Below are 16,494 nucleotides of genomic sequence, written 5' to 3' on the forward strand. Positions count from 1 at the left end.
TATAATTAAATTGTAGTTTCACGCCCTCGGCGTGATAACATTGAAATTCTTATACATCAAGTTAATGCCCCGATTGACATCGGGGCAACTACATCAAAATTGTAGTGGCAGAGCTTGCTCTGCCTACATCTTTTCATATTTCTATACAATTAAATATTTTTGGGTACCTTTTTCAATAAAAACTAACCAAATTCCTATCTTTAATCAGCAGTAGCAATCTCCTTATAAGATATGCCTTCCTTAAGAAAGAAATAACCACCAAGTAGTATTACATAAATTATACCTATGCTATGGATAATTAAAGCACTTGCTAATGCTTTCCCCTTGCTGACGCCAAAAAACATCATACTTGCAACAAAGAAAAATTCAAACGTCCCGATAGAACCCGGAGCGGCAGGAATTGTAACGCCAATTACTGTTGCAAACACAATAAAAATTACAACAAAAATTGATAAATGCACACCAACGACTTTCATAAAAAAGAACATAGTTAGTGTTTCGCACGTCCATACACATAAAGAGAATAATATTACTGTAAAAAAAACCTTTATATCTTTAATAATTTCAAAACCTGTTATAAACCTTTTTATCTTGTTAATAATTTTTTCTTTTAATTCACATTTTATGCACGGTATTTTCATTAGTAAATCTATAAAATGTTTTTTTATAATAAGTATTCCTGCAACGACAAGAGTACCGACAAAAAAAAGTATCGAAAAAAACATTGCTCTTTTTGTCCATGGCGGAAATTTTGGCAGAAATATTAACGAAATACTGACCAGAATCAATATTCCAACACCATCCATAATCCTTTCGAAAACAATTGTTGCAAAAGAGGCACTCTTGGATACATTATGTTTTTTACCGACAATATACGCTCTGACAAATTCCCCGAATCTCATCGGGAAAATATTGTTTGCTGCAAAACCCATTATCAAACTTGAAAATAACTGTTCAGGTTTAATGTCTTTTATCGGTAAAAAAAGATATTTCCACCTGATTGAACGGAACAGGAAACCTAACGTAGTGGTCAGAAGGGTAGGTAAAACCCACCAATATTTTCCGTTAGAAATAATCTCCAGTATATTTTTAAGATCAATATTCCTTAAAACAAAATATAAAAAAAATACGCTTATTAATATTCCAAACAAAATTCTTTTTTTCATTAAGTTATTATCTGCAACAGTTTAGCCATTCTAAAATAGCCGTCATTGCGAACAACGTGAAGCAATCTCATGAGATTGCCACGGTCGCAACAGCGACCTCGCAATGACTTCATACTGACTTAACTATTACTATTATCTCTATCCCAATTACTAACTACTCACTACTAATTACTGCCTTTATTGCCGGGAGCCGGACTTGAACCGGCATGCCCCTTGAAGAGCGAGGGATTTTAAGTCCCTTGCGTCTACCAATTCCGCCATCCCGGCAGTAGTTAGTTAATTATATAAAATTTTATTTGTTTTTCAAGGATTTTTTTAGGCAAGGCTTATTTATTAATTGGATTTGTTACTTTAAAATGTTTTTCCAAAGACTAACATTAAAGATGTAGATTTAATAAGAGAAGTAATATTTTTTATTCCTAATCTCCCTCAATCTCTCTATATAAAAATAGATAAATTATAAAATGTTAAAAGGAAAGCTCCTCACACTAAGTCAACCACTCAAACACCGTCCCGTGAGATTAGCGAAATGCTTAACAGCTGGGCTTGGAACAGTAGGTACGCAAAACAAAAAGGCGGGGGTTATGTGGCTCCCGCCTTAATCTTCAATTAATATACTTTTAATATAAGAATCAACGACGGGACTGTTTCGAACAGCACCAATTATTTCTTTTTGAATTTTTTTAGATATTGCATCTCTAATAATTTTAAATTCTGATTTGTCCCTTATTCTATTTTTTAGCTCTTCTCTTGTTAATCGTACTACTTGATTACAATCTATAATACTATCTTGTTTCAAACAATTAAAATCTTTTTTTCCAATATATACAAGAGAATTTATAGCTTTTTGTCCGATTGAAGAACTTTTGTCATAATATTTTTTTCTTTTTTCTACTTTAGATGTTATAAAACATACTAATAAACAGGTATTGTCTGTAATTGGTATGAATATATTATAGTGTGGTGGACTATTCGGCTGGTGAGTACTATCGGCAAAATAACATATATGAAACTTTTTATTGTCTATTAAGGAAATCCAATGATCTGCGAGTTCTAAAGAAATCATTTAACATTTTCTTGTTCTTATTATCTCTTTTGTTTCTTTAATATGTTCTTTTGAAAAATTATAACCATCTTCAGGAATTACCGAAACTAAATCCTCTATGTTTATTTTTTCTCTTCTACTTTTACCACCCCTAAGCAATTCTTCATAGCATTTCCATTCCGGATATTTATGAGTAAACTTAACCAAATCCCATGTATTCATTTTTCCATAATTATTTATTACAAAATCTAGTGCGTCTTTATCTGTTTCAGACAACATTAGATATTTCACCTTTTGTTCTTTGCTAATAAAACTATTTTTTGATGTTTCATCAAACAAACTTTTCGCATAGTTATATTCGGTCTCAGAAAGATTTAGTTTATCGTAACTTAAAACATTTAATACCGTTGAACCGACAGGACCATTTTGCATTGCGTAGTAATCATCTTCAGTTACTGTTTTTCCATATTTTAGCAAATGGTATTTATCGGCAAGATATAATAGCTTTACTATTTTTAATTTATCGAGGGCTTTTGCTTTTTTGTTTAAAAGATAGGAAACTGCTTGAATAATTTTTTTAGTTTCTATCATAGTTATATTATACAGAACAAATGTTTTATTGTCAAGGTACTTTTTCGAACTATTTTTTATCCAGGAATTCCTCACCTGTCGGCGCACCACCCAAACCCCAATTTTCTTTTTCAACCCCACTTATGACTTCTTTCATAAGTCAACCATTCAAACACCGCCCCGTTGCTCTTATTTTCGGGAGATTTTAACTCTTAATATCTCATTTTTAAATATCGAGTCACCTGAAATTTCTTCATATATGGTTTTGAACTGTTAACTGCAATCGAATATTGACCCAGGGTTGTAATCCAATATTGACACATCTATAATTGTGTTACCGATAATAAAAATGAATTGGGTGGGTCATTTTTCAATTGCAATTATGTGCCCAAGTGGGTCAATCCTAGAATACATTTAACAAATAACCTTATACTCATAAGTATAATACTAAAAAGTATATCTTTTATCAAGCACTTTTCTTGTTTTGAAGTAGGGTTAAGTATTAAAACTCAATGGTGTAATAGCAATAGGTAAACCATCAGTGGTCGTCAGGGACGAAGTTAACTGAGACTTCTCCTGAACTAACAACCGGTGCTTTCACGCCCATCAGGACAGGAACCTGCCATTTGCCGGCTCCATAAGAACCTTTCCAGACCAACTCATTTTTCCCTGCTACTAATGGTATGTAAAAACGCCTTGGCAGTTCCTCATCCCACGCATCCCATGGTACAACAAAACGGCGAGGGTCAATTTCAAACTCTTTATTGTTTACCATTAGAATAACTGGTGGCAAAGCATATCCCTGCCAGTCCAAACGATAAAAACCTTCAGACTCAACATTGACAGAGCATCTAAGAATATATTCTTGTTCTATTGTAGCATTAGGGTCAGCAGGTGCAATCGCCCCTGAAGAAGGAACTGGTCGTTTATTTGTTATTGGTTTAGTGGGCTCGGCAGGTAATACCGGACAAGCTCGCCATTTTAAAGCTCCCACACCACTAAGATTTGCACTTTTGGTCTTCAAAGGACCGCTTACTTCGACTTCTACGATAGGATGAGGAACAGGTGCCAGTGACAACCAGTCAATTCCCACCCAAGCAGATTTTTGCTTTGAATTTGACGAAAAAGCTTCAATGGAGAGATACCCATCATCATTCCGTCGACGAAAAATTGCACCCATATCCCGAACAATTGCACCACGATGCGAAGCATGACAATTTATTTCATCAAATTTATGTTGCAATTTAGATTTTAGCCGTACAGACCCGTATTCAGGTCCCGTCGTCCAGCGAATACGCAAAGTATGCCAACCATCGCTTTCCACCGAAGGTAGCCGAACTGAAAAAGATGCTCCTTCTTTCCCGGCTTTCTGCAGTAATTGTGCACCATTAGCCCAATCCGGTCCTTCATCAATCATGCTCACTGAAACCGGTTTCGCACCGGAGAATGAAATAACTTCCAAATCCTCACCTTCCGTTGGCAGAATAGGTGTTTCCCACCACCAACCGGGAGACCCGGAATCAGGGACACAAACATATTCCGGTTCCGGCGGTAAGTCTAAAGTACGAAATCTGCGAGCTGTCGCAGGCAATAAAGACGGTAGTGGTGCATGGGGTTCTGTCTGGTACCAAAAAGCTGTTGAATCATAATCATACCGGGTAGTGTTGGCACAGAATACCTCAAAACTGAACCGCAGAGACCGTTCAAAGCTTATGGCATCAGTCAGATGAACACGAAAGCACTCATGTATATTCATAACCTTTATTCCTGCGGCAAGAGCACCATCCATGGTCCTCGGTCCCCACGCCATATCGAAATAATCTTCATTGCCTGTGCCCGGGCTTGAACCCGGAGCAGATTCACCGTCAACAAAAACGAATTCATCGCCTTCTGACCTACCGTAACGATGATTCATTGTAGCGACATAATGACCGCGACCCCTGATATCAGCTACGAGATGATTGTAGTATGGATCACATACAGGGTTTATTACACGTTCAAAAGCCCGGACGGGTACCGGCTGTGTTTCTATATCACGCCTCCAACTTGCATGGAATGTTCTAAGCGATGTTGGAAGATCTGCATTTTTATCTACAATAAGTTCACCGTTAATTTCCATGGTCTCTTTGCCTTCATTCTCAATGTTCAATACCGCCGAAGTCCGAAAAGGCATAGGAAAGTAGCAATATCCCATACCGCCTGATTCAGTACCCAGGACCAGACTTTTAAAACCGCTGCCGAACATATCAGCGAGAGGAATATTTATACTGGGCACCGGTTCTCCGTCCCATGTTGCTTTGAAAAGCGCCATGCGTCCGGACTGACGGTCCATATTCGGCCAATTAAGACGAATTCCGCGAATGATTGCGGGACCGTCCAGATTTGCAATCAATCCGGTCTTACCCGGTGGTATGGAAATTTTAATTGCATGTTTTTCCCCGCGCACTATAGCAGGCATTTTCCCAAAAGCAGAGAATTCGCGCGACAATCGTTCAAGATTCTCCTGATGGCGAGTTGCCAAAGGCAGTACCAAAGGTTCCACTTCAATTTCTGGAGAAAACTTTACATAACCCGCTTGAAAAAAAGTCAGGGTATCACGATAAATGCGGCATGATTTAGCAAATGGAATCGGAATATATGCCCAGTGATAGCAACGTATGTCGTTTTTATTAGGTGTCCGCACAAACGGCTCGACAAAAGGCGGAAATTTACCAAGAAAAAGATTCCGGAAATCAGTATGTATTACCGGTTGTTCTTCACCATCCAAGTAAACCCATATCTTGCCGGTGGGATTCGCAGACCACAGACGCACCACGGCACCGGGACCTTGTACATCTGCCATAAGATACTTGTCACCCTCTTTTCGGATGAATCCTACCGAATCGGCGTTTGCCAGAGTGCGGTCATAACTCGATGCCATGCCGAATTTATGTCCCGGATCTTCGTATAATCTGTCAAAATAACTAGTACGCTCTAAAAACCGGGAAAAATCCCACCCGACTGTTTGATTTTTTTTTGTCATGTTCTTTTTTGCCCCCCTCCTTAAAAATAATGCAATGGAACTTTAGTGCGATGGTGCTATGGTGCGATTGTGCGATAGTGAACTTTTGCACTTATGTTCTTATGTTTTCTAATTTTTAATCTTAAATCTTAGATTTTAGATCTTTCTTTTCTCTCTATTTTTTATCTATATGGCTCAACTTTTTTTATAAGTGTTTCTAATTCTTTTTCGTCGTTGAATTCAGCATGAATATACATTCCTTTCCCGCCTACTGCATCAAGCAGTGGAATTACTTCTTCAGGTTTGATTCTTATTACTTGAACTGATTTTCCTGCATCAAGTATTTTTCTGTAAAGACTATACCACTCTTTATTGCCGCCTGAAGGTATGGTAGGGTCGGGTGTCCACTCAATCGCATCAAGTCCTTTTATAGAAAGCAAACTATCAAGATGAGCAAGACACTGGTGACCGTCAAGGTGGAACATGGAATAATCCAGCCAGTCACACTGCCTGCTTAAAGCAGGAACAACAAACTGCTCAAACATGGCTGGTGAAAACATAGCGGATGCATCACACTGCACTTTTGCTGTTTTGCCGGGTCCCCAAACATAAAATGCTGTAAAAGCACTACTACCGTCTTCGAGTTTTATAATGTCGTATATCCGGCTGTATGCATCAAACCAAACCTGATTAATCTCATCCAATTTCTGTTTTACCCAGTCCGGTCGTTCAACCATATCCATAAGCAGTGTTTCGGTACCGCGTAAAGAAGCAAGGATATCTATGTTTTCAATAAGGTCAGGACAACCTACAATGTATTTATTATTTGAAAGTTTTACAGATTCTTTTAGTAATGCTTCGGTTATTTTCCACCATTTGTTTTCAGGATTAAACTTTAACGCCGGTCTGTTTTCCGGGTTTTCGTCATCTTTCATAACGGGATTAAACCATATAGTATCTTTAGAAAAACCTGGTTCCGAACCAAGAAAAAGGGCAAGAGAACCCGGTCCCAAATCAAGAAATGCAATGGGAATAATATCTCCCTTAAAGCTCCGTTTTGACATAGAATAATGATTTTTCTTAGACCTGAATTCAGGATTAATAAAAGACTCTTCTATTGATTTAACTTTGCCCGGGTTTGGCACAATTTCATGCGGGTTAGCAGCATAGGGTGCGCCCCATGTTCCCAATATAAATCCTTTCTGGTTCCACCAATCTGTAAAATGCTTTTTCGTTTCCTGCCAATTTTGTTTCCACAAACATTCCATAACAAATCCCTCAATAATTGATTATGTTCCTTTTGAAATCTTTTCGAGAATTTTCCGGACAATATCGGCGTTCTCTTCTACCATATTATCCTTGTCGCCGCGATATATACCTACATTTACCATGTCGCCGGGTTTGATGTTCTCGAATGCAAACTCAATAGCCATAGCCGGATCTATGCGGCCGGCCCCCATTATCTTATATCCAATGCAAGGTTTCCGTATACGGCGGATGCATTCTACGGCAGAGAAGATATCACTTAAATTCCATCTCTCATCTTTATTAACAGCATGAACGCTGGCACAATTAAAAAAGCACACGACATGGAAATCCACAAGATCAAGACTGTCCACCCACTTGTGCGTTGCAGGCGAGTGCCCTGCTACACCCACCGGAATACTATGAGAACGAGCATGTTGCACCCATTCCCGAAGTGTGCCATCATCCCGCTGTTCACATAAGTCGTCAACTATCATCCCATGAAAAAATATTGCTTTGGCACCTATTGCCACTGCTTCATCTATGGCTTCAAACATACTGGAGTGAGTCCGGTTAGCAATCTGTCCAATCCACTGGAGACTTCCTCCGTTTTTTAGATACTCTTTTACCGTATTAATGACACGCAGCGTCTCATTGTTGGTTATCATAGTATTGATACCCGCCGCATAAGCACGATCCCAAGTCTCGCAAATGCGTTCCGGAGTATAATATGCCATCATCTCCGCATCACGTTCCTTGTTCTTATGGCTGAAACCCGCAAAGGGATTTGCCCCGATAATCAGACGAGTGATTTTAAGACCGCATAAATTCACCACCGGTAACATGTTATTACTACCTCCTGATATTTTATTTAAATTTCCTTACAAAGTTTACTTAAAATTTGTCTTATACCGAAATATACCTCTCTTGTAGCGACTATCCCATGCTTTTTCTCTACTATATCCTCTAATTCTTGCGTTACATCAGACGGGCAGGCCGGTAAACCGACACTTTTTAACATTTCTATATCATTTTCTGCATCCCCGATTGCACATACATCTTTTAACGGTATACCTAAATAATTTGACAGATATTTCACACCGTCACTCTTATTCGCTATACCTATTTGTATAAAATAGTCCTGCAATTTAACAAAACTCAATTTCCATTTGTTTTTATGACATTCTTTTTTTAATATTTTTATTATTGGTGCCATACTATCTTTCGGGTTTACCAATATTATGTCAAGAGATGTCTTTGAACGTATTTTTAGATATGTTTTCCCCAAGCAATAAATTTTATAATAATTATTATCAGTCAAAACAGGGTCTGATGTTTTTATTCTTTTGGCAATTTTAAAAAAATATTTTTTTAAACCGCTTAAATGCTGCCATTTCTCCTTATTTTCCCTTTCATAACACATTAATTTTTTATATGAACCGTCCTTTTGTCTTAAATATATAACAGCCCCGTTTTCCAGGACCATAAAATCCAATTTATAATATTTAGAGAATTTTTTGGTAAACTTACCATCAATAACATGCGAAGTGGCTGTGCCAAATTTTATCCCTTGTTCTCGCAATTTTATTATACTGCTGCGAATAGCGGAATCCACCGGTTTTGTTTTATGTCCCGTTAAAGTCCCATCAACATCACAAAATATTATCTTAAACATCATATTCTATTCCCCTATAAACAAATCTTCTTTTCACATCAAGTTAGGCTTGCCAAGGGTCTGGCGACAACTACGAAAATTAATTATATTGTAGTTTCACGCCCTTGGCTTGATATTATTAAAATTCCTAGACAACAAGTAAAGCAAAGCTTCGCTTTGCAGCTACAAATAAATTATTCCCATTTTGTCAGCCAATGCCCTACTATTAAACTATTAATATCAAGTTTTTCCTTGGATTGAACGCATATTTCACGCGTGGTACCTGCTGACATATCAAAATAGTTATCTGAAAACGATACATTAACATTATCTTTTTTTAACAATAAGTGGCAAAAACGCACAAACGTATCTGTTTTTAACCGAATATAAGAATTCCATTCCCCGTCAACAAACTTCTGCCTGATTAATTTAATTTTAATATCAGGAGCCGGCCAATTTATGTTCTTCCAACCGTCAGGAAAATAAATTACCCGCGGAAGTTTTTTGCCGTTAACTTCAGCATCAATAAACAGAAAATCTCCCGTAGGAATTATTTTCTTGCTTTTTTTAATTGCATCAAACAAAACAGTTGAATTAGATTTAACTCTTAAATTCTTTTGTTTTTTCCATACTTGTTCCCCTTCCAATTTTTCCTGACCGTATATCAGTTTTACTTTCAAATCTTTTGGCGAATCATTCCCAAAAAAGAACTCTATTTTTCCTGCACGTTCGAAAATAATAGGCAATAAAGGTTCACACGCACGTTTGGCTGCATAAAATGCAGGTTTTGGGTTTCTATAGTAATCTATAGTTGACCAATTGCTGGTGGGCCAGCAATCGTTGAGCATCCATACCATAGTACCGCCATTGTTAGGGCAGTCACGCCTGGCACTTTCATATTCGGCTCTCATCATTTCTATATGGGTGGCTTGGCCGTATTTTACATATTTCTGAAGGCTGTCTATTTTACCGAAAAGCCCGCCGGCAATCATAAGTGTCTGTTCATGGTGCGATATATTTCTATGACCACGCTGGACATGATACGTCCACACGTCGTTAGGAGGCCAGAGGTTTTCGGGAGAAAGAAATTTTTTAAATGTCTTTTCACTGCAAGGTCCTTCAATACAAAATTCCGAGTCAAACGAACAGACATCTTCAAAAAGGCTCCGAAACAGTTCGGGCTTCCCGTTGCAATGAAAAAGGGCATGTTTCCAGCAGGAAATATGACAATTTCCGGAATCAGGCACATTCCCTATATCATCGTATGATTGCGGACTTGATTCTATATAAGGAACACCTAACCCGAGTTTACCTACCAGTCCCCTTAAAATCATAGTATATATTTGTGGGTCTTCTTTAAATCTGTCAATAGCCCACCCGTCTTCTACTTCCGAATAAACACCTTTGTCCTGCTGAACATCGTCTACTGTTTCACCTTCATAATCCCATGCAAATATATCTTCATTACTGCCACACCATATTACAATACACGGGTGATTTCTAAGCCGTTTAATTTGGTAGTCGGCTTCAGCAATAATCTCATCACGTAAAATATTAACCGGATAACCCGTAGAGGCAAACATAAAATCCTGCCAGACCATTAACCCAAGTTTATTACACAAGTCATAAAAAATATCTGATTCATAGATGCCGCCACCCCATACGCGAATCATATTAAAATTGGCTTCTTTTGCTTTTTTTAGATAAAACTCATACTGTTCTTTTGTGGAATTTGCGGGCCATAGTTCAGTGGGAACCCAATTTGCACCTTTACAAAATATAGTTTCACCGTTAATTTGAATCTCGAACGAAAAACCATTTCCTTTTTTCGTGGTAAATGGTCTTTCAACAATTTTTGATTCGCGGAATCCTATCTGTCCTTTCCGAATATCTACAACAGAATCATTTACTAAAAGCTCAATTGAATAATCGTAAAGCGGTTGTTTCCCAAAACCATTCGGAAACCACAATTGCGGATTACGAATATTTAAACTTTGATAAGATTTAAAAGCGTTTTTTGAAATTCTGCTTTTTACATTTGCACCGTGTCCCTTAACGTTTATATTTATGCAGTAACCAGTATCTTTTACCGCTTTATTAACTTCAAAGAAGAAATCAACCCTACCGCTTACATAAGGTCTGATTGAAAAATCTTTTAAACGATATTTATTGTCGCATTCAATCCATACATTGCCCGAAAGACCAATTGAGGGAAGAGGTAACGCCCAATCCCAACCGAACGAGAACATCGGTTTGCGGATGAAACCTCTTCTATCTTTCCAACCGGCAAGTTCATCAAGACGCGGTCCGCCAAGAATCCGGTCAAGCGACTTAAAACGAATTAGAAGAACATTGTTTTTCGATTTTAATAAACCGGTTATATTGAAGCGGAATAAACGAAAATCATTCTTCGTTTCACCTAGATATTTATCATTAAGCCAGATATTCGAATGTCCGTCAACTCCTGTCAGACAAAAATCTGAAATGGCATCGCTGATTTCAGAAACATCAAATTCCAAACGATACCACCACTCTTTACTAGTAACCCAATAGCAATCTTTTGCCTGCGCGTTATAATGAGGGTCAGGTATTTTTTTGTATTTTAATAATGTTGCATTTACATCACCGGGAACATCAACTGTCATCCAGTCTCCGACAGTAGAATCCGGTTTTATAATCTTGTCCAATATATCCGGCTGGGGTTCACAACCCAAAAGCATCCATTTGTGATTTAGATTAATTTTTTTCATTTTTTATTTTGAAAAACTTCTGTGCCAAATTCCTTATCTCTTTTGAATTCTGTGAATTCAGACAGGTTTATATACTTACAAGTTAAGCAAAGCTTCGCTTTGCAGCTACAAACCAATTGATATTGTAGCCGCAGAGCGTTAGCTCTGCTAAACATTGAAAATCCTATATTATAAATTATAAAACTTTTTATATAATTTTCAATTCTTTACCGACTTTTTTTAATTTATCAAGGGCAAAATCAAGGTCTTGTTTTGAGAATATAGCAGACATTTGGATTCTTATCCTCGCGGAACCCTTTGGTACAATCGGATAAAAAAATCCTATTACATAAATACCTTCCTCTAACAGCCTTTCTGCCATTTTTATCGCAAGTTGAGATTCACCCAATAAAACCGGCATTATCGGGTGGTCACCAATTTTAATTTTAAAACCATTTTTTATCATGCCATACCTGAAATATTTTATATTTTCATGAAGTTTTTCTAATAATTCGGTTGATGATGAAACCATTTCCAATGCTTTTAATGAAGCTGAAGCAACTCCGGGAGCAAGAGTATTTGAAAACAGGTACGGACGTGAACGCTGCCGCAACATATTAATAATTTCTTTCCTGCCGCTGGTATAACCACCTGAAGCACCACCTAACGCTTTGCCCAGTGTTCCGGTTATTATGTCTATACTGTTCATTACATTGTTATATTCATGACTCCCGCGACCCGTTTTACCGATAACACCTACAGAATGAGAATCATCTATCATTACCATTGCTTTATATTTTTCGGCAAGATAACAGATATCTTTTAATTTGGCAATTATGCCGTCCATGGAAAAAACACCATCGGTTGCAATCAATTTAAATCTTGCAGAAGATGCTTCATTTAACTTTGACTCCAAATCAAACATATCGTTATTTGCATATCGCAACCTCTGCGCCTTGCATAATCTGATACCATCTATAATGCTTGCGTGGTTTAGCTGGTCACTGATGACAACATCTTCTTCTGAAAGAATGGTTTCAAATAATCCTCCGTTTGCATCAAAGCAGGAAGAATATAATATTGTGTCTTCAGTTTTCAGAAATTCCGATATTTTATTTTCAAGTTCTTTGTGAACTTCCTGTGTACCGCATATAAAACGTACTGATGAAAGTCCGTATCCCCATTTCTCAACTCCATCTTTTGCCGCTTTAACCAGTTCAGGATGCCCTGACAAACCGAGATAATTATTAGCACAAAGATTAAGAACTTTTCTGCCATCTTGAAGTGTTATCCAGGAACCCTGCGGGCTGGAAATTACTCTTTCTTTTTTATAAAGATTGTCTGTTTTGATTTGATCGATTGTATCAGTTAAATATTTTTTAAATTGTTCAGTTAACATTTTCTCTCCTTCCAACCTAATCCCATTCAAGTATCACTTTGCCGGAATTATGTGAACTCATTATTTTAAAGGCTTCTTTATAAAGCGATATCGGAAATCTATGGGTTATTACCGGACTTATATCAAGACCGCTCAAAAGCATTGACGTCATTTTATACCATGTTTCGTACATTTCGCGGCCATAGATACCCTTGATGAAAAGTGATTTAAATATTACCATATCCCAGTCAATAGCAGTTTTAGGCGGAAGAATTCCTAATAATGCAATCCGGCCGCCATGACACATATTAGCTAACATTGAGCGGAAAGCTTCGGCACTTCCGGACATTTCCAGTCCGACATCAAACCCTTCTTTCATTCCTAATTCTTTTTGCGCATCTTCTATTTTTCTCTTAGAGACATCTACTGTAAGTGTTGCACCCATTTTTTTTGCAAGTTCCAGCCGGTAAGGATTAACATCTGTTATAACAACATATCTTGCACCCACATGCTTTGCTATTGCCACAGCCATACAACCTATAGGACCGGCGCCGGTTATTAACACATCTTCGCCGACTAAATCGAAAGATAATGCAGTGTGTGTTGCATTACCAAAGGGGTCAAAAATAGAAAGTTGTTCCATGGGTATTTTTTTATTTGCGTACCAGACATTGCTTACAGGAATACACAAATATTCTGCAAATGCGCCTGCACGATTAACCCCGACACCGGAAGTATTCGGACATAGATGGCGCCGGCCAGCAAGACAGTTCCTGCACAATCCGCACACAAGATGTCCTTCACCGCTTACAACATCTCCTTTCTTAAAATCGTGAACATTGCTTCCTATTGACTCTATTGTACCCGCAAACTCATGTCCGATTATTAACGGTGTTTTAATATGTTTCTGCGCCCATTTATCCCAGTTGTAAATATGGACATCAGTACCGCAAATTGCTGTTTTATTTATTTTTATCAGCACATCGTTGCTACCAACTTTAGGAATTGGTACTTGTTCCATCCAAATACCGGGCGCGCGACGGGATTTTACCAAAGCTTTCATTTTTTTCATATATATCTCCTATTAACTACAAATTATAATATCTAAATACTAAATCCTAAATAAATTTTAATTTACTAATTCTCTAATTAACTGGCACCATAAGATGGTGCAGCTACTTCTAACTTATGACCAAGGACGTCGGACTTCGGACGCTTTTGTCTCTACTTAATTATTGCTAATTTCTTTTTAACTGTTACTTTTTCATTTGTATCAAGTTCTCTAAGGTCAAGTATATAAAAATATATCCCGCTTGCTATATTTTTAGTATTCCAGATAAACTCATATTTTGGCGGGGTCCTGGTTATTTCGTCATCTTTTACCAACTTGACTAATTCACCTGCAAGATTATAAATCCTAATTTTTGTGGTATGATTGGGATTCGGGACTGAATATCTTATTGTTATCTTATTAATTTTGCTTGGATTTGGATATGCATAAACATCTTTCTCTTTAAGTCCTATAAGTCTTACTACTGATACAATTATCTGGTTTACTCCGACAAGATAGTCGTCTGCTACAGCATGGACCGTTATTGTATGTTCGCCTTTTGTATATTCGGTGGTGTCCCAAAAGTATTCAGGGGTTTGTGATATCTTAACAAGTTTGGTGTCTATAAAATAGCGATATGATATAACAGAGCTGTTTGTCTCGGGATTCTTAGTGGCGCTTGCTGCAATTTTTGCTGTTCCTCTCACAACTTCTCCATATGTTGGTGCAGTTATGGAAACAGTCGGTGATGGTTTGAAGAAGTTGTCGTACATCACCTTATCATACTTCGCTCTATCTTCTGTAGGTGAATCGTAGAGTTTAAATATTTCCAAACCAAGCCCGGCCATCTGAGGCGATGCTGCTCGCAGGTATTTTATCCATAAATCAATGTCGGGCGGTAGACCGTTATAGTCATCTCTGCCGCTAAGAATACCTATATTCTTCCCTTCAAGCCCGTAGAGTTTTATCCAGTCAATAAAATCCTTTATATATGAGTTATATGGTCTGAACCCACGATAAATGTACATCTCTGCCGTATAAAGGTCCACCGCATCAGCTCCGCCTGAAATTACATCATCCATACTACCGCCATAATAAGCAGCCATAACAAAAAAATTCGGGTATTGTTGTCTTACTCTTCTGAGGGCATTAATAGATTTTTGAGCCCGTGTATCACTGTCCCATGGAGCCCATTCATCAATATCTAATCCATAATATCCTTCCCTTGCAATCTTCAGATAATTTGCGTACATTTTTTCTTCAGTCTCAAGATACCAAATGCTAGTGATTGTATATGTAGCAACCCTGACAGCGTAAGTAAACGGTATCGGTAATTTTCTTTTCCTTACCATAGTATCGTGCCATGACTTGTCAATATATATGTAAGCAGAAACAATTGAGGTTTCATGAAGTTGCTCGCCACCACCGGCAAACCATGAAATGATATATGGAGGATTCATAGGCGCAAGATTGGTATTTGGGAATACTGCACCTTCATGAAAAAGCAGATTATTATTTGGTGGTGTCGCAGGAGTTGGGGTTTTAATACCCGGTGAATTTGATATTCCTGACCAGTTCGGAACATTATCTGCTGTCTTTATTGCAAAATAATATTGGCTGTTAGGAGAAACCCCAAGTGCTACACATGATTGGTTTGCCCCGGCCCATCCGTCCGAGTTTTCAAACTTGTTCATTTCAATCGGAGTGGCTAAGTTCCAGTCTGACTCCGTTACTATCGGCAAAGAACGATATCTCATTTCATATTTTGAAACTCTGCCCGTATTGCCGTTACTACCTGGGGCAGTCCATGTAAGCGTGATTGAGGCAGGTGTTGTATTGCTTATAGCAAGATCATTTATCGCAGCCGGAGGTACTGAATCTGTTAAAGCAGGAGTCGTTCCGCTAGGTATATTTGATAATGCTGACCAATTAGGCACATCATCTGCAGTTTTTACTGCAAAGTAATATATCGTAGAAGGTGAAAGCCCGGCAACAACAAATTCTTCCTGACTGGATGGCTCTTTAGGTGTCGGTGTACCTGTGACTTGTGTCGCCGAATCCCAATTAATATCTGTTATCGGTGAAGTATAATATCTTATGTCATATGGTATATATCTTGACGGCATACCTGCGGGACCCACATCAAGCGGAGCAGACCATTTAAGTTTAATTGATTTTGCTGTAGCGTTACTTGTTGCCAAATCGGTTATTGCCGCCGGTGGTGTTGTGTCTGTAAGAGCAAGCGTAGTGTTGCTCGGCGAATTTGACAGTCCAGACCAGTTAGACGCCTCATCTCCTGATTTTATTGCAAAGTAGTATTGTGTTGAAGGTGAAAGTCCGGTTACAATAAACGTTTCTACTGAACCGGCAGGTTTTGGATTTGGTTCACTTGTTACCTGTGTTGCTGTACCCCAGGCAGATTCAGTAGTTATTGCGGAAACTGAATATCTTATATCATATTTAGTTGCCGAACCGGAGTAACCGTCATTAATAGGAGCGCGCCATACTAGTGTAATTGACTTGGATGTCGGGTATCCGGTGATAAAATATGCTATTTTGGCAGGCGGGACTGTAGCAGCCATGATTTGAGTAGTATTAAAAATACTTGCGAGTAAGATAAACAACACATACATAACCGCCATAAATATACCACAT

The 16,494-nt window shown here is 38.0% G+C and carries 11 protein-coding genes and 1 tRNA gene; all 12 read right to left on the reverse strand.

The features are described 5' to 3' along the window. Nucleotides 1-200 precede the first annotated feature (200 nt). On the reverse strand, nt 201-1,166 hold the full coding sequence (locus PHE88_04365; protein MDD5687049.1) for a lysylphosphatidylglycerol synthase transmembrane domain-containing protein: 966 nt from the start codon (nt 1,164-1,166) through the stop codon (nt 201-203). A gap of 181 nt (nt 1,167-1,347) precedes the next feature. Then, nucleotides 1,348-1,433: transfer RNA gene (locus tag PHE88_04370), tRNA-Leu, on the reverse strand. 331 nt (nt 1,434-1,764) lie between these two features. Beyond that, the gene (locus tag PHE88_04375; protein MDD5687050.1) at nt 1,765-2,232 is read right to left on the reverse strand and encodes a hypothetical protein; all 468 of its coding nucleotides are present in this window, start codon (nt 2,230-2,232) and stop codon (nt 1,765-1,767) included. Beyond that, on the reverse strand, nt 2,233-2,916 hold the full coding sequence (locus PHE88_04380; GenBank protein ID MDD5687051.1) for a Panacea domain-containing protein: 684 nt from the start codon (nt 2,914-2,916) through the stop codon (nt 2,233-2,235). A 403-nt stretch (nt 2,917-3,319) separates the two neighbouring features. Beyond that, a complete protein-coding gene (locus tag PHE88_04385; GenBank protein ID MDD5687052.1) occupies nt 3,320-5,803 on the reverse strand; it encodes a DUF2961 domain-containing protein in 2,484 nt (827 codons plus the stop codon). A 161-nt stretch (nt 5,804-5,964) separates the two neighbouring features. Next, a complete protein-coding gene (locus PHE88_04390) occupies nt 5,965-7,050 on the reverse strand; it encodes a hypothetical protein (protein MDD5687053.1) in 1,086 nt (361 codons plus the stop codon). A gap of 21 nt (nt 7,051-7,071) precedes the next feature. Continuing rightward, entirely contained in the window at nt 7,072-7,872 is an 801-nt protein-coding gene (locus tag PHE88_04395; protein ID MDD5687054.1) for a hypothetical protein, read from the reverse strand. A gap of 26 nt (nt 7,873-7,898) precedes the next feature. After that, entirely contained in the window at nt 7,899-8,705 is an 807-nt protein-coding gene (locus PHE88_04400; GenBank protein MDD5687055.1) for an HAD family hydrolase, read from the reverse strand. A gap of 170 nt (nt 8,706-8,875) precedes the next feature. Then, complete coding sequence (locus PHE88_04405; protein ID MDD5687056.1) at nt 8,876-11,431, reverse strand: hypothetical protein; 2,556 nt, start codon at nt 11,429-11,431, stop codon at nt 8,876-8,878. 187 nt (nt 11,432-11,618) lie between these two features. After that, nucleotides 11,619-12,809 (reverse strand): glycine C-acetyltransferase, encoded by a 1,191-nt coding sequence (locus tag PHE88_04410; GenBank protein MDD5687057.1) that lies wholly within the window; start codon nt 12,807-12,809, stop codon nt 11,619-11,621. A gap of 16 nt (nt 12,810-12,825) precedes the next feature. Beyond that, nucleotides 12,826-13,860: an L-threonine 3-dehydrogenase gene (gene tdh, locus PHE88_04415; protein ID MDD5687058.1), complete on the reverse strand. Its 1,035-nt coding sequence runs from the start codon at nt 13,858-13,860 to the stop codon at nt 12,826-12,828. Nucleotides 13,861-14,012: 152 nt separating this feature from the next. After that, nucleotides 14,013-16,481 (reverse strand): Ig-like domain-containing protein, encoded by a 2,469-nt coding sequence (locus tag PHE88_04420; protein MDD5687059.1) that lies wholly within the window; start codon nt 16,479-16,481, stop codon nt 14,013-14,015. Nucleotides 16,482-16,494: the final 13 nt, after the last annotated feature.

The sequence above is a fragment of the Elusimicrobiota bacterium genome, from assembly GCA_028718185.1.
Lineage (GTDB): Bacteria > Elusimicrobiota > UBA8919 > UBA8919 > UBA8919 > JAQUMH01.

What these genes read in the sequence shown, in the direction of transcription:
- tdh (MDD5687058.1), bottom strand. Translation starts at nt 13,860, where the DNA reads ATGAAAAAAATGAAAGCTTTGGTAAAATCCCGTCGCGCGCCCGGTATT.
- PHE88_04400 (MDD5687055.1), bottom strand. Translation starts at nt 8,705, where the DNA reads ATGATGTTTAAGATAATATTTTGTGATGTTGATGGGACTTTAACGGGA.
- PHE88_04390 (MDD5687053.1), bottom strand. Translation starts at nt 7,050, where the DNA reads ATGGAATGTTTGTGGAAACAAAATTGGCAGGAAACGAAAAAGCATTTT.
- PHE88_04405 (MDD5687056.1), bottom strand. Translation starts at nt 11,431, where the DNA reads ATGAAAAAAATTAATCTAAATCACAAATGGATGCTTTTGGGTTGTGAA.
- PHE88_04410 (MDD5687057.1), bottom strand. Translation starts at nt 12,809, where the DNA reads ATGTTAACTGAACAATTTAAAAAATATTTAACTGATACAATCGATCAA.
- PHE88_04375 (MDD5687050.1), bottom strand. Translation starts at nt 2,232, where the DNA reads ATGATTTCTTTAGAACTCGCAGATCATTGGATTTCCTTAATAGACAAT.
- PHE88_04385 (MDD5687052.1), bottom strand. Translation starts at nt 5,803, where the DNA reads ATGACAAAAAAAAATCAAACAGTCGGGTGGGATTTTTCCCGGTTTTTA.
- PHE88_04365 (MDD5687049.1), bottom strand. Translation starts at nt 1,166, where the DNA reads ATGAAAAAAAGAATTTTGTTTGGAATATTAATAAGCGTATTTTTTTTA.
- PHE88_04420 (MDD5687059.1), bottom strand. Translation starts at nt 16,481, where the DNA reads ATGGCGGTTATGTATGTGTTGTTTATCTTACTCGCAAGTATTTTTAAT.
- PHE88_04395 (MDD5687054.1), bottom strand. Translation starts at nt 7,872, where the DNA reads ATGTTACCGGTGGTGAATTTATGCGGTCTTAAAATCACTCGTCTGATT.